Below are 26,427 nucleotides of genomic sequence, written 5' to 3'. Positions count from 1 at the left end.
GTGAAGTATGAAAAAAACATTTAGAAAATCTGTTCAGGACTTATTGGCTACAAGAGCAGGACGTCTGGCCAATCTTGCCGGTGTATTTCTTGTTGCCGGGACGCTTACATTAAGTGCAAGCACGTATGCGACTGAACATATGCTTTCCTTAAATCTTAAAAATGCCACGATTCGTGAGGCTATTGAATCCATCAAGAGCCAAAGTGAATTTTCATTCAGTCTGGATGTGAAAGACCTGAATCTGGATGAAAAAGTGTCTGTTTCTCTCGATAATAAATCGATCAATGAAGTATTGGCTGTGTTGTTTAACGGACGGAATGTGCGGTATGAAATCAACGATCGTCATATTGTGATTACTCGTGCCGGAAAAGTTGGACCGGAGTCAGTGATGCAACAGACTAAACGGATCACTGGTCGTGTTTTGGATGCAAACAATGAACCTGTTATCGGGGCAAACGTAGTAGTGGATGGAACGACAATCGGTACGGTTACAGATGTGGACGGAAACTTTACATTGGATGTTCCTGACGGAGCTACATTGAAGATCTCCTATATAGGTTATATAGAACAAACTATTCCGGTTGGAAAAAAGTCGGTTATCTCTGTTATTTTGAAAGAAGATTCACAGGCTTTGGATGAAGTCGTTGTGGTAGGTTTCGGTACGCAGAAGAAATTGAATCTGACAGGTGCGGTAACGGCTGTAACCGGTGAAGAAATGACGAAACGTCCGGTTACGAATGCGGCAACCATGTTACAAGGACAAGTTCCGGGTTTGCGTGTTAACCAGGGGTTGGGTGCACCGGGTGCTGAAGCAACCACTTTCCGTGTGCGTGGCCAGGGTACTTTCTCGAATGCCGGTTCCGATCCGCTGGTATTGGTAAATGGTGTTCCGGGCAGTATTTCTAACCTGGATCCGAGCATGATTGAGAGTGTTTCGGTATTGAAGGATGCTGCTTCTGCTGCTATCTATGGTGCGCGTGCTGCCAATGGTGTGATCCTTGTCACAACGAAACAAGGGGCAGAAGGGGATGGCAAAGCGCATATTGCTTATCATGGCAATGTAGCTATTTATAATCCGACCCGTATGTATGATTTGGTGACTAATTCTGCCGAATATATGGAATTGTATAATCTAGCCAAGAAGAATTCCGGTGCCGGAGAACGTTATACCCAGGAACAGATCGATGCTTACCGGAATGGAGGTGGTAGCGCACAATATCCTAATTTTGATTGGTTGGATTATATGTTTGATCCGGCTGTTGTTCAAAACCATAATTTGTCGATCGCTGGCAATGCAGGAAAGACTACATATAATGTGGCTTTGAATTTCGTAGACCAACCGGGTACGTTGAAAGGCTTCGATTATCAAAAGTATAATGCAACGGTCGATTTGACTTCACAAATTACGGATTTTATCAAGATTGGAACGTATACCAATTTGATGTATGGTGATCGTGATGAACCTCGTCAGGGACAAAGTGACGTGTTGTTGTCAACCTTGTCACAGGCCCCGACTTACATGCCGTGGTTGCCTGACGATGGTTCAGGGATGACCCGTTGGACAGGTTCTGCTTATTCGCACGAATCTCACAATAAAAATATGCCGGCTATCATTGGCACGGGTACGAATAAGAATTATCAGGATTTCGATGTGAATGCTCAATTGTGGTTGGATATCAATTTGGCTAAAGGGTTGACTTGGTACACGAAAGGTGCTGTTCGCTTACAATCTAACAAATGGAAGGAATGGGGAGGATCTGATGTCCCTATTTATGATTATCATACAGGTGAACAAACCGGTTATCTGGATAGAGGAGCAAACGGTTTGACGGTAGAAGACCAGCGTCGTTTTTATACGAATTTGTATACCTATTTGAAGTATGATTTTACAACTCCGAACCAGTATCATAACTTCAATATTATGGTAGGTTATAGCCAAGAGTCTGAAAAGTATGAAACGGTACGGGCATTTCGGAAAGAGTATGCGTTCGATTTACCGGTAATCGATGCTGGTTCTAATGCAAATTGGTCGAATTCGGGTACGTTGGAAGAATGGGCTATTCAGTCTGTTTATGCCCGTCTGAACTATAATTTTAAAGAACGTTATTTGTTTGAAGCAAATATGCGTTATGACGGTACGTCTCGTATCTCTTCAGAAAATCGCTGGGGTATCTTCCCGTCATTCTCTGCCGGTTGGCGTATTACCGAAGAAGATTTTATAAAAGATTTGAATCTGAATTGGTTGAATAATGCCAAGATTCGTGCTTCTTGGGGACAGTTGGGTAACCAAAACATTGGTTTGTATCCTTATCAGGCAATGATTGCCGGTGTTTCTAACTATCCGTTTGATAAGAAAACAGAAACAGTGGGTTATCAGCAGAAAGCGTATGCAAACCGTGATATCAAATGGGAAACGACTACAATTACCGACGTTGGCGTTGATTTGCAGGTTTTCAATGGATTGAATGTGACATTTGACTGGTATAAGAAAGTGACTTCAGACATTTTACGCTCTTCCCAAGTATCAGGTATTTTAGGTTTGGATGCTCCGACTGTCAATAATGGGGAAGTGGAAAACAAGGGCTTTGAAATTGCTTTCAATTATAACAACATGATTACGGATGGTGTCTTCAAAGGTTTGCAATACAATGCCGGTGTTTATTTTGACCGTTCAAGAAACAAATTGACTAAGTTTGGCGCGGAAGAAATCAGCGGTTATAATTTGAGAAGAGAAGGACTTCCTTATAATGAATACTATATGTTGGAGTGTATCGGTATTTTTGCGACGGAAGATGAAGTGAAAAATTCACCGAAACAATTTAATGATAATACGTTGCCAGGTGACCTGAAATATAAGGACCAGAATAATGATGGTGTGATTGACAACAATGACCGTGTGCCTATTTCCGGACGTTTCCCCGGATTTGAATATTCTGTAAATGCCGGTGCTAGCTGGAAAGGTTTTGACTTGTCTTTGCAAGGACAAGGTGTTTCGGGTAAGAAATGGTATACAAATGAGTGGGGAATTTATCCATTCCGCCAAGGTTCTGCTCCGACACGTGAATATGTAGAAGGCATGTGGACGGAAGAAAATCCGTATAATGCTAAGCATCCGCGTCTGTATTTTGATAATTTGGGCGGAAATAAGAATACCAGATCAAACACTTATATGCTACAGAATGCTTCTTATTTCCGTTTGAAGAATTTGACGTTCGGTTATACTTTGCCTAAATCAGTTACGGATAAAGTAAAGATGTCGAGAGTCCGGGTTTATTTCTCAGGGGATAACTTATTGACATTTACAAAATTTTATGGTTTGGATCCAGAACGTGAAGGAGATGGACGTGCTGCTGTTTATCCGCAGAATAGAATTTGTTCATTTGGATTGAATGTTGAATTTTAAAAGTAGAATGCAATGAAAAAAATAGTAAATATTATATTGGCTTCAGCTTTGTTGGTGGGTTCTACGACTTCTTGTAGTGATTTTTTACAGAAAGATCCTCCTACATCACCTTCACAGTCTATTTTCTGGCAGAAAAAGAGTGATTTCCAATCTGCATTGGCTGGTAGTTTTTCTATGGTATATGAATGGCCGGGAGTTATGTCGCAGATCGTGGCTTGTTTTGATAACCTGACTGACAACTCCATTTGCCAGCATGATGAGGATACCTACGGTAAGACTAAGACGATTGCTTTAGGTGATTTGGATCCGAATACTTCCGGGTATGTCACTTATATGTATAATCATTGCTATCGAGGCATTGCTCGTGTCCATTTGTTAATGGAAAACCTGGATGCTTATCAAGGAACTGATATGTCTGCTGACGAGAGATCTTTTATGCTTGCGCAAGCGAAAGCATTGAGAGGCTATTTTTATTCTTGGTTGTACCAGTGTTATCGGGAAGTGCCTTTGGTTACAGAGTCTTTGACAATGGATAACATGTATCAGCCAAAAGCTTCACGTGCTGATATTTATGCTCAGATAATGAAAGATTTCGATGATGCCATCGCCGCTTTGCCGGACAAACCTTATTCTGATGCTCAAATGTCCGGATATTTCTCTCCGGGTGCTTTGAAAGCATTTAAGGCTCGTTTGATGTTGGCCGAAGCCTACGATGATAAAGGAAATGCAGATCCTTCTAAAATGGGGGAAATTGTGTCTTTGCTGGAATCAATCAAGGGGTATGATTTGGCAGATCGGATGCGTGATAACTTTATATCTTCCATGCAACTGGCTTCTCCTGAGATTATGTTCTCCGTTCGTTACTTGGCTCCTAATACAACCCATAGTATGGACTTGTATTATGCAGCATGGACTACTTGCGGTGTGACTCGTGATTTGGTAGATGCATTCGAGTGTACAGATGGTCAGAAATGGGGTGAATCTCCGTTGACTGTCCCGGTCAATGAATCTTTACTGGCTACTGGAGAATTGGGAGATGCCAATAAAGCAGAAAGGGCTAAATTGTTCCAAAATCGCGATCGCCGTTTGTATGAAACGGTTTGCCATAGTGGCGAAGCTGATTTCTCGATGGATGGACAAGAAGGAGGTTCGGTGACAGTTACCAATCAGATGCAAACCGGATTTGGTATGATGAAGTTGATTCAGCCGACCAAAGAAATGCCGAGCTATTCGACGATTTCTGATGCCGATGTTATCATTCTACGTTATGCCGAAGTTTTGATGATGATTGCTGAAGCAGAAAACGAAGCAAACGGGCCGACGCAGAAAGTGTATGATGCGGTTAATCAGATCCGCGTTCGTTCCGGTCAACCGGAGTTGCCTGCTGGTCTGACAAAAGATCAGATGCGTGAACGTATTCGTAACGAATGGCGTGTGGAATTTGTATTTGAAGGTCATCGCTATTTTCAGCTGAAACGATGGAAGTTAATGGACAAACTTGTGAATGGTGCGTCAGACCCTGCTTTGCCAACTTATGTAAAGGTCTTTAAGCCGGCATTCTATTATTTCCCATTACCACAAAGTGAAATTGATAAAGCCGGTGGCGTTTTGGTTCAGGATCCGAATTATATTTAATATATAATTTTTTGAAAAGGAATGCCAGGGAGATTTTAAGTTGATTTTCCTGGCATTTTCTTTGAAAATTAAAGTTTTAGTCGTTAAAAAGAAGTGACTAGAAAAAACGTTCCTTTTTTTTAGTCAGTATTTTTTGAGGTTAACTTTTGATTTTTCAGACAGGAAAAAGGTTTTATCTTTCATATTTTTAGTACTTTTAGGGACGATATTAATCTGAAGTCATAGACCGTGAATACTGACTAAAAAAAAGGAACGTTTTTTCTAGTCATTTCTCATGTTTGATATATTGGGGTATTTATGTATATTTTTGAATTACAGGTTGATATATGTGTAAAAGAACAACGTTATAATCTGTTATGATGACTGTTTTTGATGAGATATCAGGGTTGAAGAGTGGGGATCATAAAACTTTTGAGTATTTATTCAAAAAGTATTATGTTTTTCTGTGCTATGAAGCACGCTCTTATGTCACTGAAAAACAGATAATCGAAGAATTGGTCGGAGATGTCTTCCGTTGGTTATGGGAGAACAGAGAAACGTTGGTCATTACTACTTCTATCAGGGCTTATTTGGTGCGAGCTGTTCATAATGCTTGTCTTTCTTATCTTCGGAAGAACCAGTCGGAGTATATAGAACTGGATGCTAATGTGGCAGATAAAAATGCGTTATATTCTTTGGATGAATCCCCGCTCGATTATGTCCTTTCTAAGGAACTGATAGAACGGGTAAATAAAGCGGTGAAAGATTTACCCCCTCAATATAAAAAGGTCTTTGAACTCAGCCGGTATAAAAATCTGACCTACGCGGAGATTTCGGAAGAAATGGGAGTCTCTGTAAATGCGGTGAAATTGTATCAGAAGAAAGCACTGGCACAACTTCGCCAGGTTTTGAAAGAATATCTGCCGGCTTCTCTGGATTAGTTCGTTTTGCGAAATTATCAGCATTAGCCTATAAATGTAATCTATTTAATAGATTATTAGCTTTTTTATGAACGAATAGTAATATTATGTCAAAATATAAATGCATCTTTGTTGCGATAAGAAGTGGTCGGCTTATCGGTTGTGGGCTTGTTAACGCAACAACAATATAAATACTTATGAAAAAGATTCTTACGCTTATTATTTTGTTAGGATTACTAGGTCCTGACCGATCGTTTGCACAGAACAGTATTAAACTGTATCCCTATCAGATGACTCCGTCCCGCCATCCCGATTATCAGCGTCATCATGTGAAATCGCCGGATGCTTCTTTCTTTCATGATAAAATTCAGTTTATAGCACTACGTGACCTTTCCGGCGATTATAAACAAAAACTCGATCAGTGGGTGGATAAGGATAAGCTCGGGGATATCTTGTGGGTTTCCTATCCGCTGGTTTTTCAGGATAATCTGAAAGAAGTCGTTGCCGAGATAAAGAAAAGAAACCTGTATCTGTTTGACCTTTGGGGATATATCCCGGGTTCGGGACCTGGCGGATATTGGACGCAGTTCGTTATTCCCGACGGCGTACTCGATCTTTTTGAGAAAGAACTGGGCGACCGTTGGCTGGGTATGGATAACGGTGAACAGGACGGTCGGTATGTCGGTAGTTTTGCTCCGCGAATGTATCCGTTGGGAGCAGACCGTAAACAACAATACTTTAACTTCCAGCGTCATTTCCAGGAAATGGGCGATCAGCTGGGAAATAAAATGGCAACTCTCGTCTCCCTGAACTTCGGTCATTATTTCCTGAAAGAAGGAGTTTATACATTGATAGGGGCGGAAACGGCCCAGGGATTGCCTAACTCGCAGATTTATTATTCCTTTATCCGCGGAGCCGGTAAGCAATATGGCGTTAACTGGTTTGGAAATGCTTCCGTATGGAACCGTTGGGGATATAAGACATACGATTCGAATGCTACCGGCATAGATGATGACTATAACAGTGGCGGTCCGCTGAAAGGAACCTCGCTCGGGTTGCTGAAACGGTTGATCTATACTCATTTGATGTACGATTGTGTGGCTGTCGGTTTCGAAGGGTCCATGCGGATAGACGACAAGAAGCTGAGTCCCATCGGTAAGATACAGCAGAGTGCGGTTAAATGGGTAGATAAATACGGTGATCCGGGTGTGATGTACACACCGGTTGCTTTGATGACCGATTTCTTTTCCGGCTGGTCTTTCCCGCGTCATCTATATTCCAGGCAGGCTTATAAAGTATGGGGGAATCTGCCGTATGAGTTGCCGGATTATCTGACGGACGGGATGCTCGATATTTTATATCCCGGTTATCAGGATGCTTCCTATTATAAAGATGAAAGAGGGTTTATAGCTCCTAATCCTTATGGCGATATTGCCGATTGTCTGATGAGTGATGCGCCGCAATGGGTTTTGCAACAGTATCCGGTACTGGTCATTGCCGATGAGCTTCGTCCGGGAAAAGAAATCAACGATAAACTGGAAACTTATGTGAATGAAGGCGGGCATCTGATTATCACTGCCGGTTCACTGAAAAACATGCCGGACGGAATTGCCGGTGTCCGTGCCGGAAACAAAACGACCGTGTGCTCAGGTCCGGTGACTTACAAAGGACAGTCGTTAAACGAGCGTGTTCCATATACCTTGTCAGAACTGATTTATCCGGCATCTGCGACAATCCTGCAAAAATCGAACGAACTGCCGGCCGCTATCGAGTTGAATGCCGGAAAAGGAAAGATTACTGTTATTGCATCACCTTACGGTGTTACCGAACAACCGCAATGTGAACTTCCTGTCAAGGTGAAGGAAGAAATGCCGCTGGATAAACCTTACCCGATATTAAACCATGTGAAAGCATTGATGGGAGATATTTTCTCTTCCGTACAACTGTTCGAAACCAACCCGGAACTGAGTCTTGTAACCTGTTCCAGAGGCAATGGCGAATATACTGTTCTGATATCCAACGAACACTGGACGCCGAAGGACTTTTCCATCCGGACAAAGACCGGAAAAATCGTTTCTATGAAAGAATTACCGACAGACTGTTCAGAAATGAAAGCCGTTGGATATACGCCTAAAGTGGCTGTAAATACCTCTTTCGGTAAAAATACCTCCAATACGATTGCCGGCGGTAATGTGCGCATTTTCCGTGTCCGGTTGAATCATGAAGCGGATATAACCGTTATGCCGGAAAGTACCCCGGTACCGAATGTTACGGGGCGTTCGCTTGTTTTACGCAATATCTCGGATGTAAAGGAAGAGATTTTGTCGCGTCCGACTTTCTTCGAACATTATGACCGTGTGGTGATTGACTGGCGTTATCTGAATAATAAGGAAAAAGAAGCGTTGAAGCATGAATCCGGTTGGCTGAGACGCCAGAAATTGAAAATAACGGTGGATTTGACTTCCGGATTGAACCTGTATCCCGATTTGAGGATCGTAAATAATGATCCTCCTTTCTATCAGAAGAGCATGGATATCATGAAGCGTGTTATTGATAAGATGGAAATATTGGGTGCCGATGAATTACTGATTTCTACCCAGCGGACCATTGAAAATAATTATACGATGGAACAGTTCTATGCATCCCTGAAAGAATCGTTCCAGGTTCTGTCTGATTATGCTGCGAAAAAGAATATCCGGTTGGTATTGCGGCAAGCTGTTTCCCGTACTCCGGATACCATAGAGGGGTTGCAGAAACTGGTAAATGAGGTGAACCGTCCGAACTTTACCTTGGCTCCGGCTTTATCTTTGTTGTTGAACGATGAAGCGAACCTGGACGGTAATCTTTCCCGGTTGAAACGGATGGATATAAAGGATCTTCTTATTTCCGTCCCCCAAAAAGATATTCACAATCAATTATGGAATACGAATGCTCCGGTTTATAAATCCGGGCAGACAGAAACTATACGTAAGATATTATCCGTATTCCCGGATGCCCATTATATTATGGATGGCCTGTATAATTCGCAGGATGAAGAATATCTGGACGGAAAAGAATTAGACAAACTTGTTACTAAAAAATAATCGCCTATGTGGAAGAAATTATTAATTACAGGATGTATGGCTTTCTGCCTGTTGGGGGGAAGCGCGTTATCTGCACAACCTAGTTGTGAGACAAAGGAAGAAGTTACGTCCGAACAGCTGAACAGGACGAAGAAAGGCCTGGATGCTATGCTGAAAGAGTTGAAGAACAACTCCTGGTATCAGTCTGAATTGAATAAGGCGGCATCGTTGGCTACACCGTCCGAACAGATGCAGGCTTATAAGAGTCTGGCCGGCCGTTTGATTTCCGTACTGGAAATACAGGCCGAACTGGAATGGATGAAACCGGAAGCTATTCAGGAGGCTTTGGGTATCATGAAAAAGAGTTCGGGTTTTGATGCAAATCTGGCTGAAAAACGTTTCAGTGAATTGAAGTCTCTGCTGGCCGGAGGTTTTGCCGGAATCTATACCGGAGATCAACAAGCACTCGACAAGGCTAATAAGGCGTTGGCTCTGAAACGCGAGTTGATGCTGATGAGCCCGGATGTGAATGTCGATAAGATGTTGACCGTTAAATTCAATCTTGGAGAACGGGCCAATTTTGTCGGAGCCGGAAGCCTGGGTATCCAGCCGAACAACTGGTCGAATCTTAGCTCTGCCAGCCGTAAGAATTTTAAAGCGGAACTGGTGGAATTGTCTGGTCTGAAAAGCGGAAACCTTCAGGAAAAGACTATTTATAAACCGGCTGTAGAGGGTTCCTCCGTGACCGACCTGGTGTTGAACTGGGATGGGAAACGCTTGATGTTTACAGCATTGGATACGACACGTAGATGGCAGGTGCACGAAATCAATCTGGAAGGCGGCGAGGCCCGGCAGGTAACCAACATTCCGGAGCCTGACCTGGAGTTCTTTGATGCGACCTATCTGCCCGACGGACGTATGCTGGCGATTTCCAATATCGGTTATCAGGGCGTACCTTGCGTAAACGGTAGTGATGCAGTGGGTAATATGGTTTTATATGATCCCAGTAACGGTGACCTGCGCCGTCTGACATTCGACCAGGATGCGAACTGGCATCCGGTAGTGATGGCAAACGGTAAGGTGATGTATGTCCGTTGGGAATATACGGATTTGACTCACTATTTCTCTCGTATCGTGATGCATATGAATCCGGACGGAACCGAGCAGAAATCGTTATATGGTAGCGGTTCCATGTTCCCGAACAGTATCTTCGACGTGCAGCCGCTACCGAAGCGGACGAACCGCTTTGTCGGTGTTATCTCCGGTCATCATGGGGTAGCCCGTTCCGGCCGTCTGATGATTTTCGATCCGGCAAAGAGCCGTAAGGAAGAGAAAGGTATGATACAGGAATTGCCGTTCCGTGGCCGTCCGATTATTCCGGAGGTAAAAGATGAACTGGTAAACGGTGTGTGGCCGCAATTCATCAAACCGTATCCGCTGACCGACGAGACTTTCCTGGTAACGGCCAAACTGTCTCCGTACAGCCGTTGGGGAATCTATCTGGTGGATATTTATGATAACCTGACATTGGTTGCCAATGCCGACGATGCCGGTATGATCTATTCCGTTCCGGTGAAAAGTACTCCGGTTCCTCCGGCAATCCCGGATCGTATCAAACTGAATGAAAAGGAAGCGACTGTCTTTATCCAGGATATTTATGAGGGCGAAGGACTGAGAGGCGTTCCCCGCGGACAGATCAAGTCATTCCGTGTCTATGCGTATGAATATGCTTATCGCAGAACGCTGTCCGACCATTATAATCACGGTATCCAGGCCGGATGGGATATCAAGCGTCTGCTGGGAACCGTTCCGGTAGAAGAGGATGGTTCTGCTATCTTTAAAATTCCGGCCAATACGCCTGTCTCCCTCCAACCGCTCGATGCGGACGGACGTGCCGTGCAGTGGATGCGTAGCTGGCTGACCGGTATGCCGGGCGAAGTGGTATCCTGTGTGGGCTGCCATGAAGATCAGAACACCATTCCGGTTCCGAAAAGGGTTGCTGCATCTACCCGTAAGCCGCATGAATTGAAGATTGCCGATGGTGGTGTCCGTTCTTATACCTTTAAATATGAGATACAACCGATTCTCGACCGTGCCTGTGTGGCTTGCCATGATGGAAGTAAAGCCGGCCGGCCGAACTTTAAAGATACGACCTCGGTCGGTATAACCGACTGGAGCGGTACGCGTTATTTCCAGAAGAGTTACCTGGCCTTCCATCCGTACGTAAACCGTCAGGGACCGGAAGCGGATATGTATGTGATGACTCCCTACGAATATCATGCTTCTACCAGCGAAATCGTTCGTATGTTGGAACGTGGCCATTACAATGTGAAACTGACTGATAACGAATGGGATCATCTCACGATGTGGATTGATATGAACGCTCCGGGACGTGGCGAATTTGATGCTGATCCGTTGAATGGATACGAACAGTACGGCCGTCGCCTTGAACTGACCAATAAGTATGCGAACGGTGCCGGTGCCGACTGGCGCAAGGAACTGGCTGATTATGCAAGTTTACTGAAAAGCAAGGGAGAGATCAAACCCGAATTGCCGGAAAAGGTTGCTCCTGTCAAGCATAAAGAGGTGAAGATGAAAGGCTGGCCTTTGTCTGCCGACGATATTCAGAAGATGTTGTCGAAAGAAAAATCGTTACGCAAAGAAATAGAGGTTGCCGATGGCGTGAAGATCGCCTTTGTCCGTGTTCCGGCAGGTAAATTCGTAATGGGTACGAATGACGGTTATCCCGACCAGGCACCTGAATTTAAAGCAGAAGTGAAGAAAGGCTTCTGGATGTCTGAAAAGGAACTGACCAATGAGCAGTATAATGCACTGGTTCCTGACCACGATAGCCGTATCTACGCACAGTTCTGGAAAGACCATACGACCCCCGGTTATCCGGCAAATAAACCGAACCAACCGGTCATTCGTGTAAGTTATGAGGAAGCGGTGAATTATTGCCGGATGCTTTCAGAAAAGACCGGCCTGAACGTGCAGCTTCCTACCGAAGTCCAGTGGGAATGGGCTTGCCGTGGTGGTAGTGACCAGCCTTTCTGGTATGGTGCTATGGACGCAAACTTCGGACCGTATGAGAACCTGGCCGATGTACAGTTGGAAAAGATGGCCGTTACGGGTATCGATCCCCAACCGATGGAGAAGGATAATCCCTGGTTCCCGTATTATAATTACATGCCGAAAGTTGATACAGTCAACGACGGTCTGATGATCCCGACGGAAGAATATACCTATAAGGCAAATCCGTTCGGTCTGATCAACATGCACGGAAACTTACAGGAATGGACCCGTTCGATCTATGCTCCGTATCCTTATAATGACAAATCTCAGGAAACCCTGGAAGCTAAACAGGTAGTTGCCCGCGGCGGTTCCTGGATAGACCGTCCGAAAGATGCAACGGCAACAGCCCGCCGCGCTTATCTGCCCTGGCAGAAAGTGAATAATGTAGGGCTTCGCCTGATCATTGAGGATTGAAAACCGGATCTATGTAAATGATCATTGTTCTTACAAAAAATACTACTTATCAATAGGTGAAATGAAAACTTATTGATGAGTAGTATTATACTTTGGAAAACTGGAGGGTCGAGTCAAATATGCACTAAGTTAATTTTGCCAATGGGTTATTCATTGGTTGTCCCTGTTAGCCATGCGACTTTTTGGCAGGATTCATGCGGCTGCCCTATTATATCCGCATAGAGTTCCGGACGACGGGCGTTCCGGTAACGATATCCTCCAGCTAGTTTTAACTTTTCGGGGATAGCTGTAGCTATCACGAAATCATCTCCTAATTTACGGCATTCTGCCAATATATCGCCAAAAGGATCCAAAATCATTGAGCAGCCGTTCTTGATCTCATTATAATCATGCCCGATCGGATTAGAGAATACCACATAAATCGCATTGTCATAAGCACGGGCGGGAAGCCACTTCATGAGCCAGGCTCGTCCTTTCAAACCATCGAACTCCTGTCGTAAGGTAGTAGGGTTGTTCTCCCTGTTTTCCCACAAAGCGGGATTGATTAAGCCGGCTCCAGGACGAGGGGATGGAGTACACATTGTCACGTGGGGCATGAAAATAATATCCGCTCCCAATAGGGTAGTGGCACGTACATTTTCTATGATATTATTATCGTAGCAAATCAATATGCCGCATTTCCATCCTTTAATATCGAACAGTACATATTGGTCACTCGGTAAGATATGCGGATTGATGAACGGATGTAACTTGCGATACTTCGCCTTTAAGCCTTGCCCATCCACGCATACTTGCGCCTTATAAATACGATCCGCGTCTCGTTCGAAGAAACCGGCCAATAGCGTGATGTTAAACTCTTTCGCGATGGCAATCAAGGTTTGCGTGCTTTCCCCTGTAGGAACTGGTTCGGCGATAGCCAGTAATTCTTCATAAGACAAATCCTTGGCGAATGTATATCCGCAAACCGAACATTCGTGAAATGCTACCACATCCGCTCCCTCAACTGACGCTTTCCGGCACATATCCCGGATGACAGAAAGATTATACATTTTATCGTTATCCCGTGTCTCAAATTGCACGGTGGCGATTTTTAATGGTTCCATGATTTTTGTTTTAAGTTTTGCAAAGATAGTGAACTTCAATCATGTAGTACTAAACTTTAGTATTTTACTAAGCTCTTTAACTCCTTCCGAAGCACCGGACTTTATAAAGTGGATATCGTTGCGGTAGGTATTCACCTCTTTGGGGTCGATCAGATAGATCGGTTGGCCGCGGCGTACGTAATTCAGTAGTCCGGCAGCCGGATAGACGTTGAGGGAGGTACCGATGATGACGAAAATGTCGCATGATTCTACCATACGTATGGCCGGGTCGATCATTGGAACCGCTTCACCGAACCAGACAATGAACGGACGAAGCTGTACACCGTGCGGGTCTTTGTCCCCGATATGGATATCCGGATTCTCGGGTGACAAGTCGTAAGTCGTATTCAGGTCGCGGACGGAACAGGATTTCATCAGTTCGCCATGCAGATGGATCACATCGCTGCTACCGGCCTGTTCATGCAGGTTATCGATATTTTGTGTAATGATATGAACGTCAAAGTCCTTTTCCAATTCAGCCAGTCCGATATGTCCTGCGTTGGGCTTGGTGTTGAGCAATTCCCTGCGTCGCTGGTTGTAGAAGTTGAGGACCAGTTCAGGGTTGGCGGCAAAGCCTTCGGGGGTTGCTACATCTTCCACCCGGTATTTTTCCCAGAGACCGTCGGAGTCACGAAAGGTCGAAATGCCACTTTCGGCGCTCATGCCGGCGCCGGTCAGTACGACTAATTTCTTTTTCATAAGGCTATTGTGTTTTAAGTTTAGCAAAGATAGGTAAATAATAAGAGATACTGTTATGAATTAGAAACAAATATCCCCGGTGTTTTTGTGGCATCGGTTGTTTTTTCAGGAGTAAAGTGAGGTGTTATTATTTGTATAAATTACATAGTTCTGCTGGAACTAGGATGAATAAATCGTTGCAAATATATAAACAAATACAATACAAACAAATTTTAACCTGAGTTTTTGCAATTTATTTAATAAATACCAAAATGTATTGTCAAAGTATGACCTTAATGGGGAGGCGTTATTGAAATTATTCACTCGTGCATCCCTGTATATACCTTAAAAATCCTAGTTCCAGCAGAACTCTGTTGCTTTTTGTTCTTGTAAAATTGATTGATAAAAATTTATTACTGGTTAGGGTGTGATAATATCAAGTTTGATGTGATGATATTTTTAGATCTAAAATGTTGATAAATGAACAATTAATTATTTAAATTCATGAAAAAACTGTTATGTTTATCGAATGCAAATAATGCTATGCTCCTGAAAATCCCAAAACAAGCAGGCATTATCACCAGCATTTTACTGGCTTTTTCTCCGGTAATGAGTGCTAACGGAAATCCGGTAGCAGAGCCGGAAATTGTGGTACAGGTTTCTCAGCAATCTTCAACGGTAAAAGGTGTTGTAGAGGATGATATGGGTCCTGTAGTAGGAGCAACGGTAGTTGTGAAAGGAACTACGAACGGTACGGTAACCGATATGGACGGCAACTTTTCTTTACCCGGGGTGAAAGAGGGTAGCATATTGGTCGTTTCGTATGTCGGTTATCTCTCTCAGGAAATTACTTACACCGGGCAATCCTCTCTCCGGATTCAGCTGAAGGAAGACTCGAAACAGCTGGATGAAGTGGTAGTTGTGGGGTATGGTTCGCAGAAAAAAGTGAATCTGACAGGTTCTGTCAGTACGGTAGATTCCAAGGTCCTTGAATCTCGACCGGTTCAGAACGTATCGCAGGCACTTCAAGGCGTTATCCCCGGTTTGAATATGTCGGTGGGTAGCAGCGGTGGTACGCTTGACAGTCAGCTGAATATTAATATCCGTGGGGGTGGAACGATCGGTCAGGGATCAAGCGGTAGTCCGTTAGTGCTGATCGACGGTATTGAAGGAAATATGAATACCGTCAATCCGAATGATATTGAGAATATCAGTGTATTGAAAGATGCTGCCTCGTCTTCCATCTATGGAGCACGTGCTTCGTTCGGGGTGATCCTTATTACGACTAAAAGCGGTAAAGCCGGGAAGACCCGGGTAAATTATTCAGGTAATGTACGTTTCTCCGATGCTGTCCAGGTGCCGGATATGGTCGATTCTTATTCATTTGCCCAATATTTCAACAGGGCGAGCACAAATGGGGGAGGAAATCCGATATTTAATGACGACGCCATGAAAAATATCAAGGACTATATGGACGGTAAGTTCACTGACCCTACTAAACCTGAATATTATGGTACTGTTGCTGGTGCTGACGGAAAATGGCAAAACTATGGAGGCGCTTTTGCCAATACGGATTGGTTTTCCGAGTTTTATCGTGACTGGGTGCCTTCTACAGAACATAATCTTAGCCTGAGTGGTGGTACTGATAAGTTGACCTATATGCTCAGTGGTAGTTTCCTTGACCAGACCGGTTTGCTAAAGCATGGCGATGATAAGTTCAACCGTTATACAATGAATGCAAAGATTTCGGCAAAACTGGCCGACTGGGTCACTGTAAACTACACCGGCAAATGGACGCGTGAAGATTATCATCGCCCGACCTATCTGACGGGTTTGTTCTTCCATAATATTGCACGCCGCTGGCCGACCTGCCCGGTTGTCGATCCGAACGGGCATTATCAGCGGGATATGGAAATTGTCCAGCTGGAAGACGGAGGAAAGCAAACCAGCCAGAAGAACTGGTACACCCAGCAGTTGCAGGCTATTTTCGAACCTGTTAAAGACTGGCGTATCGTTGCTGAAGGCAGTATGCGTTCTTACTACCGTAAACAGAGCTGGGCGGTATTGCCTATTTATGCGTACGATGCCAAAAACGAACCGTATCTTCTTTCTTGGAACGGTGGTGCAGCCGGCTACTCGGAAGTATCGGATTCACGTGAGGATGAAGACTACTTCTCTACCAATATTTATTCGGATTATACCAAATCGCTGGGCAATCATAACTTTAAAGTAATGGCCGGTTTCAATGCCGAACTTTACCGTCCGAGCGGATTGAATGGCTTCGGTACGGATCTGATCTCTGCGGATGTCCCGTCGCTCGGCCTGACACAGGATAATAAGAAAGCAAGTTCCTGGGCACGTGAACGGGCCATTGCCGGTTTCTTCGGACGTATTAACTACAATTATGCCGACCGTTACATGCTGGAAGCTAATCTGCGTTACGATGGTTCTTCCCGTTTTATCGGCGATCAGCGCTGGGGCCTTTTCCCTTCCTTCTCGGCAGGTTGGAATATAGCTCGCGAAGCATTTTTCGAACCCCTGAACAGTGTAGTCGGAACATTGAAGGTAAGAGCATCCTGGGGACAGCTCGGTAATAACAATACGGACAGTACCGATGCCTGGTATCCGTTCTATCAGAACATGCCGACCGGTACGGCTTCTTCCAGTTGGCTGATAAACGGTACCCAGCAGAATGTGGCCGGCCTTCCGGGCATCGTCAGCAGTCTGATGACCTGGGAGACGATCGAATCATGGAATGTCGGTTTCGATTGGGGACTGTTCGACAATCGCCTGACCGGTTCGTTCGATTATTACAACCGTTATACATATGATATGATCGGGCCGGCTCCTCTGTTGCCTTCCGTTTTGGGGGCCAATGCTCCGCAGATCAACAACTGCGATATGAAATCATATGGATGGGAACTGGAAATGTCGTGGAGAGACCGTATTCAGAAATTCGACTATGGTGTTCGCCTGGTTGTATCCGACAACTTGCGTAAAATACTTAGGTATCCGAATGAAACAATGGCCCTGAGTACGTATTATAAAGGGCAGATTCTGGGGGATATCTGGGGATACCAGACGGTTGGGATCGCACAAACTCAGGAAGAGATGGACAAACATCTTGCCAACGGAGGTACGCCTAACTGGGGAACAGGCTGGGGGCCGGGCGATATCATGTATGCCAATATAGATGGTAAAGACGGTGTAGATAGTGGAGCCAATACGCTCGACGATCATGGAGACATGAAGATTATCGGTAACAATACACCACGCTATAATTTCGGTCTTACATTGGACGGAGCCTGGAACGGACTCGACTTCTCCATTTTCCTGCAAGGTATCATGAAAAGAGATTATATGTTGGGCGGACCATATTTTTGGGGAGCACAAGGATACCAGTGGCAGTCCTGTGCTTTCGGCGAACATCTCGATTACTGGCGTCCGGAGGGCGACCCGTTAGGAGCCAACACCGGAGCTTACTATCCGAAACCCTATTTCAATACCGACAAGAACCAGCGTACCCAGACCCGCTATTTGCAAAACGCAGCTTATATACGTTTGAAGAATATGCAGGTCGGATATACCTTACCGAGAATATGGACGCAAAAAGCAGGGATGGAATCGGTACGTATTTATGTTTCCGGTGACAATTTGCTGACTTTATCTGATATCAGCGGCGTATTCGATCCCGAATTGCTGGGCAGCGACTGGGGAGACGGTAAACTCTATCCTTTGCAGAAAACTATTTCAATCGGTTTAAATGTAAACTTTTAATTCATTGAATGAATATGAGACTAAAATTAAAACATATATATGTCGGCGCATTGATCGGTATGGGCGGATTGGCGATGACATCCTGTAACGACTTTCTGGAACGCGCTCCGATCAGCCAGATAACCCCGGAATCTTATTTCACAACAGTGGATCAGGTGGGTAATTACGTGCTTAACTATTACGACTCCCAACTCGAAAATTCCAACGGAACCAAAATGTATCATCAAACGGCCTGGAATTCCGGCGTGCAACGTAATGATGCCAATACCGATAACCTGCTGACGGACGAAGGCAACCTTAATTATTTTGCCGGAAACTGGCAGGTGTCGGCCGGTAAGACCACACAAGGCTTGTTATCCCGCGTCCGTGTATGGAATTATCTGTTTGAAGAGGTGCTTCCTAAAGAAGAGGCCGGAACGATCCAGGGGGCGAGCGATCTGCTTAGCCATTATATCGGGGAGGCCTATTTTTTCCGTGCATTGAGTTATTACGTAGCCCTTGTGAAATACGGTGATTTCCCGATCGTGGAAGAAGTACTGCCCGACCAGAGCGACGTGCTTGTCGAACACAGCAAACGAGCACCCCGCAATGAAGTGGCCCGTTTTATCCTGAAAGACCTCGATGAGGCGATCTCCCGTCTTAAAGATCATGGTTTTCAAATGAACCAGCGTATCAATAAACAAACAGCGCTACTGCTGAAATCGAGAGTAGCCCTCTTTGAAGCTACTTTCGAAAAATACCACCAGGGTACGGGCCGTGTACCGGGCGATGCGAACTGGCCGGGAGCTAAGATGGACTATAACAGCGGTAAATCGTTCGATATACCCGGCGAAATAGACTTTTTCCTGACTCAGGCTATGGATGCTGCGTCAGCAGTAGCCGATCAGGCCACGCTGACGGATAACTCCCATGTGATGAATCCCGTTTACGGACAAGTATACGGCTGGAATCCTTATTTCGAAATGTTCAGCACGCCGGATGCGTCAGGGATTAACGAGGTGTTGCTATGGAAGCAGTATAATAAGGGATTGAGCATTTCCCATTGTGTACCCATCCGTTTGCAGGTAGGCGACCGCACCGGAATGACCCGTGCACTGGTTAATACTTTCCTGATGAAGAACGGACTGCCCATTTATGCTGCCGGTTCGGGTTATCACGGAGACGTCACCGTATCGCAGGAGAAAAAAGACCGTGACGAACGCCTGCAACTGTTTGTCTGGGGAGAAGAAGACGTACAGCGCAGTGATACGAAAGACCCTGCAATAGCCGATACCGGTGTCGTAGTGCACATGGAAAATTTCCGTATCATTTCAGATGCCGAACAAAACCGGGATATCACCGGATACCGTCCGCGCAAAGCTTACACATACGATTACGACCAGAACAGGAATGACGAATTGCTGGGAAGTAACGGTTGTGTTATTTTCAGGGCTACGGAAGCCTATCTGAACTATATGGAAGCATGCTATGAGAAAAACGGTTCGCTCGACGGCAAAGCGCAAGGGTATTGGAAAGCTATCCGCCGCCGTGCCGGTGTTGATGAGGATTTCTCAAAAACCATTGGTGCAACCAATCTGGGCAACGAAAATGACCTGGCCGTTTATTCCGGCGATCAGTTGGTGGATCCGACACTTTATAATATCCGTCGCGAACGTCGTTGCGAATTTAATGGCGAAGGCATGCGTTGGGACGACCTGATCCGGTGGCGTGCTTGGGATCAGTTGCTTACGAAGCCTTATATCATTGAAGGTGTGAACTTCTGGGATGCCGCTTACCTGAAATATACAAAAACGGTAGACGGTGTAGAAGTTTCGGCAGTAGTTGCCGACGGCACGACTGAGGCAAATGTTTCGCGGAAAGAAGATAGTAAATATTTGCGTCCGCTACGCAGAACCAGTATCAACAACCAGCTTTACGATGGACTGACCTGGCGAAAGGCATTTTACCTCAGTCCGATCGGTTTGCAGGATATGCAGCTTGCCGCCACCAATCCGGAAGATATAAACACCACGGTAATGTATCAGAATCCGTATTGGCCGATGGCGCCCGGTAAAGCACTGGAATAATACTGAATATTTAAAGAGTACATACAGTTAACTGAATTGATGGTTAACAAGGTGGGGGAAGAGAGTTCGGGAGAATATTCTTCCCCTTTTTGATGAATCTCTATTTATTTCGACTTGCCTATGATTTTTGACGTGTTTTTTATTGCACCCTTTAATTATTATCGTACATTTGCTGTGCATTTCATAACCTAGGCGGGGAAACCTGCCAATTTCCGTGGCGGGCATTTTTATGTCCGCTTGCGATCATTCTATATGGCGGTTCCGTACCCCCGTGTAGAATGTTAATGCATCTACTGCGCCTAGGTGTGAAATGCAACGGGACAGGCGGAACCGCTCTTATATTCAGAAAATCTTCGCCTTCACATCTAATATTAATAGGTATGGACACAGAATTTTTAACTGCCCAACAAAGTGAAGACCTGCAAAGGTTAAGTGGAAACCCTTCTCCTTTTTCTGAAGAAGAACTAAAAGATTTTTACCTCAAACTGGCCCGTCTGGTCAATCCGGGCGCATGTTCCCCTAAACGCACCGACTTTGAAGTATTGAGCATACTAAGCAAAGACCTGAAGAGAAACCTCGGATTTTTATGTAAGTATACGCAACACTCCTGGGATGAAGGATTGTTGGAAATACAAATGGCCTGCGGAGTTTATTCCGTACAGGACAGTATCCCCAAAACGCAGCGATTAGAAATGAATACTTCCCTGGGAAGACATTTACAATTTCTTGCCCGGATGGCATCCAGCTGTTCAGTTGCGAGAAAGATGCATGCGGAATATACCCGGCATTTTATTAATGTAGAATACCTGCTAAGGCAAATGGGGAAATGATAAAGAGGCTAATTCAAGACAGTATCTTTATCATCTGAAGTTTTTCCGTTTTTTTTCTTCATTTGTTCATATAGGAGTTACTGTGCTGATGATTAATGGTTTGTAGATGAACATAATGAAGGATATCATCCTGTAGCATCTATATAATTCAAATTTTCCATGTAATAAATGAATAAAGGGAAGCTTTCTGTATATCAACAAAAGAGTAAGTCGTATGTTGTAAGCATTTATCTTATTATTCTTTAGTTCAAAAGTCATGTCCGATTTCTTGTCCGTTAATTGTCAAACGCTTGTTCGACTAATATCGGATAAGCGTACGACATATATCGAACAAGCGTTTGACGAATGACGGACAAGAACAGATACAGCACTTTTGGTCTAAAAGTATATCAGTCCCACTCTACCTGTACACTAATAAAGAGATAAGATATACCTTTGGATTTGCCGGTATCCAATGGTTGTTCATGATGAAGCGATAGGGGAGAAATAGAGATTTTTACATCGATTTAATTACAAATTATATCGGATCCTTCATTGTATTCATTTTGTATTCTTTGATTTATAAACTCTATATGTTATAGATGAAGGAATGAAGAAAAAAACGGAAAAACTTTTATTGGGAGAGTCTGCAATCAGTTTTGTTTTATTTACTGGTATTAATACATCTCTTATCCCCTTTCAAAGAGAAGAAATAGGTACAACTAGTCATATTCACAGATGGTTCACTTCTTATCAGAATTGAGCTATTTATAGTGACTGGTTGTACCTGTCTCCCCTCTCAAGAGGGGAATTGGTTACTCTCGTCGCTATAAACTGATAGCTCAATTATTTCTATATTAACTCAATCATCCCAAATTATTCAATATATCCGTTTTACCTTCCTGTACCAGGCGGTAAATCATTTCGCCGAACAAGGTGTTAACCCAGGCGAACCAGGAGCGGGTGAACTTCTTTGGATCGTCTTTGTGGAATGATTCGTGCATGAAACCGGTGTCGCCGTCCGTATCACGGAGCATTTTTACACAGTGGCGTATTTCTTCGGTGTCGTTGGTCGTATTGCATCGCATGATGATACTCATCGGCCAGATAAAGTCGAAACCGATGTGCGGACCGCCGATACCTTCGCCTGCCTTGCCTTTATAGAAGTAGGGGTTCAGCGGACTCAGAACCAGTTTGCGGGTATTCTGGTAGACCGGATCGTTTACATCGACGCATCCCAGATAAGGCATAGCCAACAAACTGGGGACATTGGCATCGTCCATGAAAACGTGGTTATAGAAACCGTCTGCCTCGAAAGCATATACCTTTCCGAATTCGGGGTGTTCTACAATACCGTATTTCTCGATGGCGGCAGCTACTTCGTCGGCCAATGAGTCGCACTGGCGGGCAAAGTCGTTATCCTTTTTGATGTCGCGCATCATCTCTGCCAACTGGCGGAGTGAAGTAACGGCAAACATATTCGACGGGATCAGGAAACCGAACAAAGTCGCATCGTCAGACGGGCGGAAAGAAGAAACGATCAATCCGACAGGGTTTACCGGACTACCGTAACCGTCGTTCAGCAAGGTGTCTCCCTGGCGGTCTGTCTTACGGGAGAAACGATACGGACCGAGTCCATCCTTACGTTGTTGTTCAATGAACGTTTTATAGACGGTTTTCATTGCTTTCTCCCACTCGGCATCGAAAGGAGAGGTGTCGCCGGTCTTTTTCCAGAAGTGATAAGCCAGGCGGATGGGGTAACAGAGCGAGTCGATCTCCCATTTGCGTTCGTGAAGTTCCGGTTTCATCTCCGTACGGTCACTTTCCCATTCGCTGCCTGTCGGGCCTTCGTTGAAACCGTTGGCATACGGGTCGATGTTGATACACCAGGTCTGGCGGTTGATAACACCTGCCAGCATTGTCTTTACTTTCGGGTCTTCATTTGCAAAAATGATATGCGGAAAAACCTGTGCGGATGAGTCACGGAGCCACATCGCATGGATATCACCTGTAAGGACGAATGTATCAGGCTTGCCGTTTACCATTTTATGCTCACAGGTCGTATCGAGTGTGTTTGGAAAACAGTTCTCAAACATCCAGGCCAGCTTCGGATCTTTCAGTTTGGCTTTTGTCGTCTGGATTGCCTTTTCGACGGCGGCAGAAGTAAACTGACGTTTTTCCGGTGCCGGACGTTGGCAAGTGTACTGTAATGTGTTAGACACGAGAGGTGCGCCCGGTGTAGCCGATTCTGTCAAATGAGCAAATGATTTTTGCCCGACCAACAGACCAGCCAGAGACAAACCTCCGGATTTTAGAAAGTTTCTACGTGTAGTCATGGGTTTATATATTTTATTTATTGAATGTTACTTGTTTCAGCAAAAAGCTCGATCATACAGGCATTGTCCAGCAGCCACTTGAACTTTTTGTTGTCGGTCCCTGCCCAGTCATTCCCCAGGAATCCGTTTTCGTCGCGGGTATATTCCCAGGCGTAATGGGCATTGTCCGCCATTGTTCTGACATATTTATAATCGTTGTCTACTTCCGCTAAAGCAAGGAGACCGCGTAATAAAATGACATTGAACCATGGATTTGTGGGGTAAAAGTAAGCATCTTTTCCGTTAATCCCTGTACGTTTCCCTAAAAAATGATTGTAAGCGCCTTTTGCAGTGTTCTTTGCGTCTGTCAGATAAGTCTCGTCCGAGGTTGTCTGGTAGAGGAGTACGCCTGCCTGGATCATTTGTCCGCTGTTGTAGGTGAATTTGGCTTTACCGATTGTTTGATCGAGTCCGATGTTATCCCAATATACCGAATCGGCAGGGTCGCACAGGTTCTTCTTTGTCCAGTTATATGTTTCGATGGCCTGGTCGAGGTACTTTTGTTCTTTCGTCAGGTTATACAGTTTCATGCACAAGACGGTTGCCGGGGCATTGGAGCAGGTGTTTTTAGAGGTCTTTTTCTGTTCGCACCAGTAGATGCCGCCTCCCAGCGCATCGTCCCATCCGCTGTATATATTTGTGCAACTCTTTTGCTTTCAGGAGATATTGTTGGTCTTTGGTGAGGGCATACAAATCGCAGAAGTCGATGGCCAGCCAGTCATTATCATCGTAAAAGCGATCGCTTTCACCATTGAATCTCGGATAGCTTTGATAACAGTGCGGGGTACGTGTATTATCCCAATACAGATCCAGTCCCGGGATAATACGTTTTTCCAGTATTTCCAGGTATTTCTTATCTCCGGTAACGTCATAGAGGGAGATACAACCCGACAACATACCGGAGTAAGGCCATAGGAAAGAGACTTCCTGGTTCTTTTTCTGTTCGCTCCCTTCGGCAAGGTAAGTGACCTGATTTTCCGGGTTTACCGGGTAGGTCTCGGAAAGAAGACCGTACTTTTCGACGTTATACTTTGTCAGGATGTTGGTTAATAAGGAATCTGCGATAGCTACATCCCTGTTTTCACCGGGAAGATGTTGTCCGGTGCACGCACAAAAACACAATGCGAGCAGGCAACAATTAAGAATTGATTTAGTATTCATGGTCTATAATAATTGAATTAAGAATGAAAGGTGCAAATATAATATTTTTCTTTAGTTATTGAATTATAAAAGAGGCAGGTAAAAAACTAGAAATTGTTTTGAGTTTATTGTTTGGTTCCAATGTAGAAATAATTGAGTTATCCCGTTCCCGTGCTTGACACGGGATCGCAAGGGGACAGACTGTATCCTGTATGTATTTTTTGATACCGCCAGTTCTCTTGCGGCCCCGTGTCAAGCACGGGGACAAGATAGCTCACTTTTGACAATAAATAAATCAAATAATAAATTCAAAGCAGTTTCTAATCTGACCGGCGAATAGATCAGTGGCGTATTATATCTAATGACGTTAAGATGTTGATGCCATATTTGTTGTCGGGCGAACTCCACCATTCCGTATCTCCGTTGGCACAACGGATGGCATAGCGGTTGTTATATTTCAACCGTTCGGAGCCATCAGGAATCCAGAGACCTAGCCGGTATTTTCCTGTTTCCAGGTGTTCCGGAATAATAAATTGTCCTTTGATGGTATGAAGCAAAGGTTTACACTCCGGATCTTTGGGCTGGTATGGTTGGAAGTTGTGAACGTTCGTCTCCGTCAGAAATTCCGTGATCCGGTTCTGTTCATCGATCAGTACAAAATAAACGGGATGTTCATTGAATAAGGTGGAAAAGCCTCTGTTAATCAGGGAGAGGTCCAGTGAGATTTCTTTTCCGGCTGCCGGGTTGCCGTTTATTTTGAGTTGTTGCAGTTCCAGCCGGTAACCCAGATGATCCCGGATATAATCGAATACGTTTCGTGTAGCCGGACTTCCGTCCTGATTTTTAAAGTATTTGTCGGAAACAGGCATATGGTTTTCCGACAGGAATGATTCTTCCAGTGGAGTTTCTTTCCAATACATCATTGAGTATTTATCTTTAGTTCCTTTCTCTTTGTAATTATGGATGGCACTGAGCGAGGTGTAATGTTGCAGGAAAAGCTGTCTGGCTGTCGCTTTGCCGTCGATAACCCATCCGGCTTCCGGATTGTCGGGATCTTCATTCATGCTCCAGGTACCCCAGGGAAGTTCTCCGTCTATGGCTAAATAAGGACTTTCTTCAACGATTTGGTTGAAATAAGGAGTTCCTTCATGCATGTTCCCGTCCCATTTATGAGGTTTTATAATGATGAAATCATCGTGGAAAGAAACTCTGTTATATGATTTACTTTCTTTGTTTATCAGGTTTTTATATTCCGGGACTCTTACTTGTACCATTCTGTTTTCCGGAGTCATCCAGACTATCTTTTCCAGGATGGTACGTTTGCTGTCATTCGTTTTTTCCAGTCCGTGGAATGAACTGTGCCATTCGCCCCATGCACCGATGAATCCGGCTTGAACAACTTGGATGACATCTGTGTTTTGTGCAAGGAATGGTTTCAGTCGTTCCATATGGCGGAGCACATCTTCCAAGGTAGGGCCACTTCCCGCTCTTCCCATAAAAGCAGTTTCATAAGCAAATCGCAATACGGCTTTTTTACCTAATTCTCTTAGTTTGTTGAAATAGGTATCCATTGTGGTAAAAGCATCTTCCGATAAGTCTTTTCCTACAAATCCGGTGAGATAAAAGTAGCTTTGAACCAGGCTGACACTATCTGATGCATAGATAGCAGACTCTGATTCTAAATGACTGGTTATATCAGGGAATTGTTTAGGGTTCCAGACATCTTTCCCGCTGGCAATGTCGACTGCTATTTCCAATCGGAAGCCTCTTTCCGGATTATACAGACCTTCCTGTCCGGCAGGGTCGTCGGCATAGATGCCGCGGAAGGTGATTGTCTTTGCTTTTCCGTTGCCTTTGTCCGGATTATTTCCGTGTATACAATTGGCAAAGCAAAAGAATAACCCTGATAGAATAAGAATAAAGTATTTTTTTTGTTTCATGAGATATGATTT

12 protein-coding genes and 1 pseudogene are annotated in these 26,427 nt (G+C 44.5%); 8 read left to right on the top strand and 5 right to left on the bottom strand.

Annotated elements, in window-relative coordinates; all coding sequences use genetic code 11:
* Window positions 1-7 precede the first annotated feature (7 nt).
* The 5 genes from DWW91_RS23170 to DWW91_RS23150 all read left to right on the top strand — a co-directional run bounded on the left by DWW91_RS23170 (window position 8) and on the right by DWW91_RS23150 (window position 12,488).
* On the top strand, window positions 8-3,403 hold the full coding sequence (locus tag DWW91_RS23170; protein WP_122329044.1) for a TonB-dependent receptor: 3,396 nt from the start codon (window positions 8-10) through the stop codon (window positions 3,401-3,403).
* A 12-nt stretch (window positions 3,404-3,415) separates the two neighbouring features.
* Window positions 3,416-5,038 carry a RagB/SusD family nutrient uptake outer membrane protein gene (locus tag DWW91_RS23165; RefSeq protein WP_122329043.1) on the top strand — a complete coding sequence of 541 codons (1,623 nt, stop codon included), beginning with the start codon at window positions 3,416-3,418 and terminating at the stop codon, window positions 5,036-5,038.
* Window positions 5,039-5,394: 356 nt separating this feature from the next.
* Complete coding sequence (locus DWW91_RS23160) at window positions 5,395-5,958, top strand: RNA polymerase sigma-70 factor (protein WP_122329042.1); 564 nt, start codon at window positions 5,395-5,397, stop codon at window positions 5,956-5,958.
* A 176-nt stretch (window positions 5,959-6,134) separates the two neighbouring features.
* Window positions 6,135-9,020, top strand: a complete 2,886-nt coding sequence (locus tag DWW91_RS23155) for a sugar phosphate isomerase/epimerase (RefSeq protein WP_122329041.1) — start codon at window positions 6,135-6,137, stop codon at window positions 9,018-9,020.
* A 6-nt stretch (window positions 9,021-9,026) separates the two neighbouring features.
* Window positions 9,027-12,488, top strand: a complete 3,462-nt coding sequence (locus DWW91_RS23150) for an SUMF1/EgtB/PvdO family nonheme iron enzyme (protein WP_122329040.1) — start codon at window positions 9,027-9,029, stop codon at window positions 12,486-12,488.
* A 146-nt stretch (window positions 12,489-12,634) separates the two neighbouring features.
* On the opposite strand, the gene DWW91_RS23145 is transcribed toward DWW91_RS23150, so the two are convergent.
* Window positions 12,635-13,591: a nitrilase family protein gene (locus DWW91_RS23145; RefSeq protein ID WP_122329039.1), complete on the bottom strand. Its 957-nt coding sequence runs from the start codon at window positions 13,589-13,591 to the stop codon at window positions 12,635-12,637.
* Between the two features lie 39 nt (window positions 13,592-13,630).
* Entirely contained in the window at window positions 13,631-14,329 is a 699-nt protein-coding gene (locus DWW91_RS23140; RefSeq protein ID WP_007655829.1) for an NAD-dependent deacylase, read from the bottom strand.
* A gap of 483 nt (window positions 14,330-14,812) precedes the next feature.
* On the opposite strand from DWW91_RS23140, the gene DWW91_RS23135 reads away from it, so the two are divergent.
* From DWW91_RS23135 to DWW91_RS23125, 3 genes are all read left to right on the top strand, one after another.
* Complete coding sequence (locus DWW91_RS23135; protein ID WP_122329038.1) at window positions 14,813-18,085, top strand: TonB-dependent receptor; 3,273 nt, start codon at window positions 14,813-14,815, stop codon at window positions 18,083-18,085.
* A 14-nt stretch (window positions 18,086-18,099) separates the two neighbouring features.
* Complete coding sequence (locus DWW91_RS23130) at window positions 18,100-20,151, top strand: RagB/SusD family nutrient uptake outer membrane protein (protein ID WP_195437192.1); 2,052 nt, start codon at window positions 18,100-18,102, stop codon at window positions 20,149-20,151.
* A 380-nt stretch (window positions 20,152-20,531) separates the two neighbouring features.
* The gene (locus DWW91_RS23125) at window positions 20,532-20,981 is read left to right on the top strand and encodes a hypothetical protein (protein WP_007655825.1); all 450 of its coding nucleotides are present in this window, start codon (window positions 20,532-20,534) and stop codon (window positions 20,979-20,981) included.
* 845 nt (window positions 20,982-21,826) lie between these two features.
* Here the strand turns inward: DWW91_RS23125 and DWW91_RS23120 are convergent.
* From DWW91_RS23120 to DWW91_RS23110, 3 genes and pseudogenes are all read right to left on the bottom strand, one after another.
* Complete coding sequence (locus DWW91_RS23120) at window positions 21,827-23,296, bottom strand: glycoside hydrolase family 125 protein (RefSeq protein WP_007655823.1); 1,470 nt, start codon at window positions 23,294-23,296, stop codon at window positions 21,827-21,829.
* A 17-nt stretch (window positions 23,297-23,313) separates the two neighbouring features.
* A pseudogene (locus DWW91_RS23115) lies at window positions 23,314-24,496 on the bottom strand (glycoside hydrolase family 76 protein).
* Window positions 24,497-24,816: 320 nt separating this feature from the next.
* Window positions 24,817-26,415, bottom strand: coding sequence for a DUF4874 domain-containing protein (locus tag DWW91_RS23110; protein WP_122329037.1), 1,599 nt, complete (start codon window positions 26,413-26,415; stop codon window positions 24,817-24,819).
* Between the last annotated feature and the right edge of the window lie 12 nt (window positions 26,416-26,427).

Source organism: Parabacteroides sp. AF17-3, from assembly GCF_003635445.1.
Lineage (GTDB): Bacteria > Bacteroidota > Bacteroidia > Bacteroidales > Tannerellaceae > Parabacteroides > Parabacteroides goldsteinii.
This window is presented reverse-complemented; position numbering and strand designations above follow the sequence as displayed.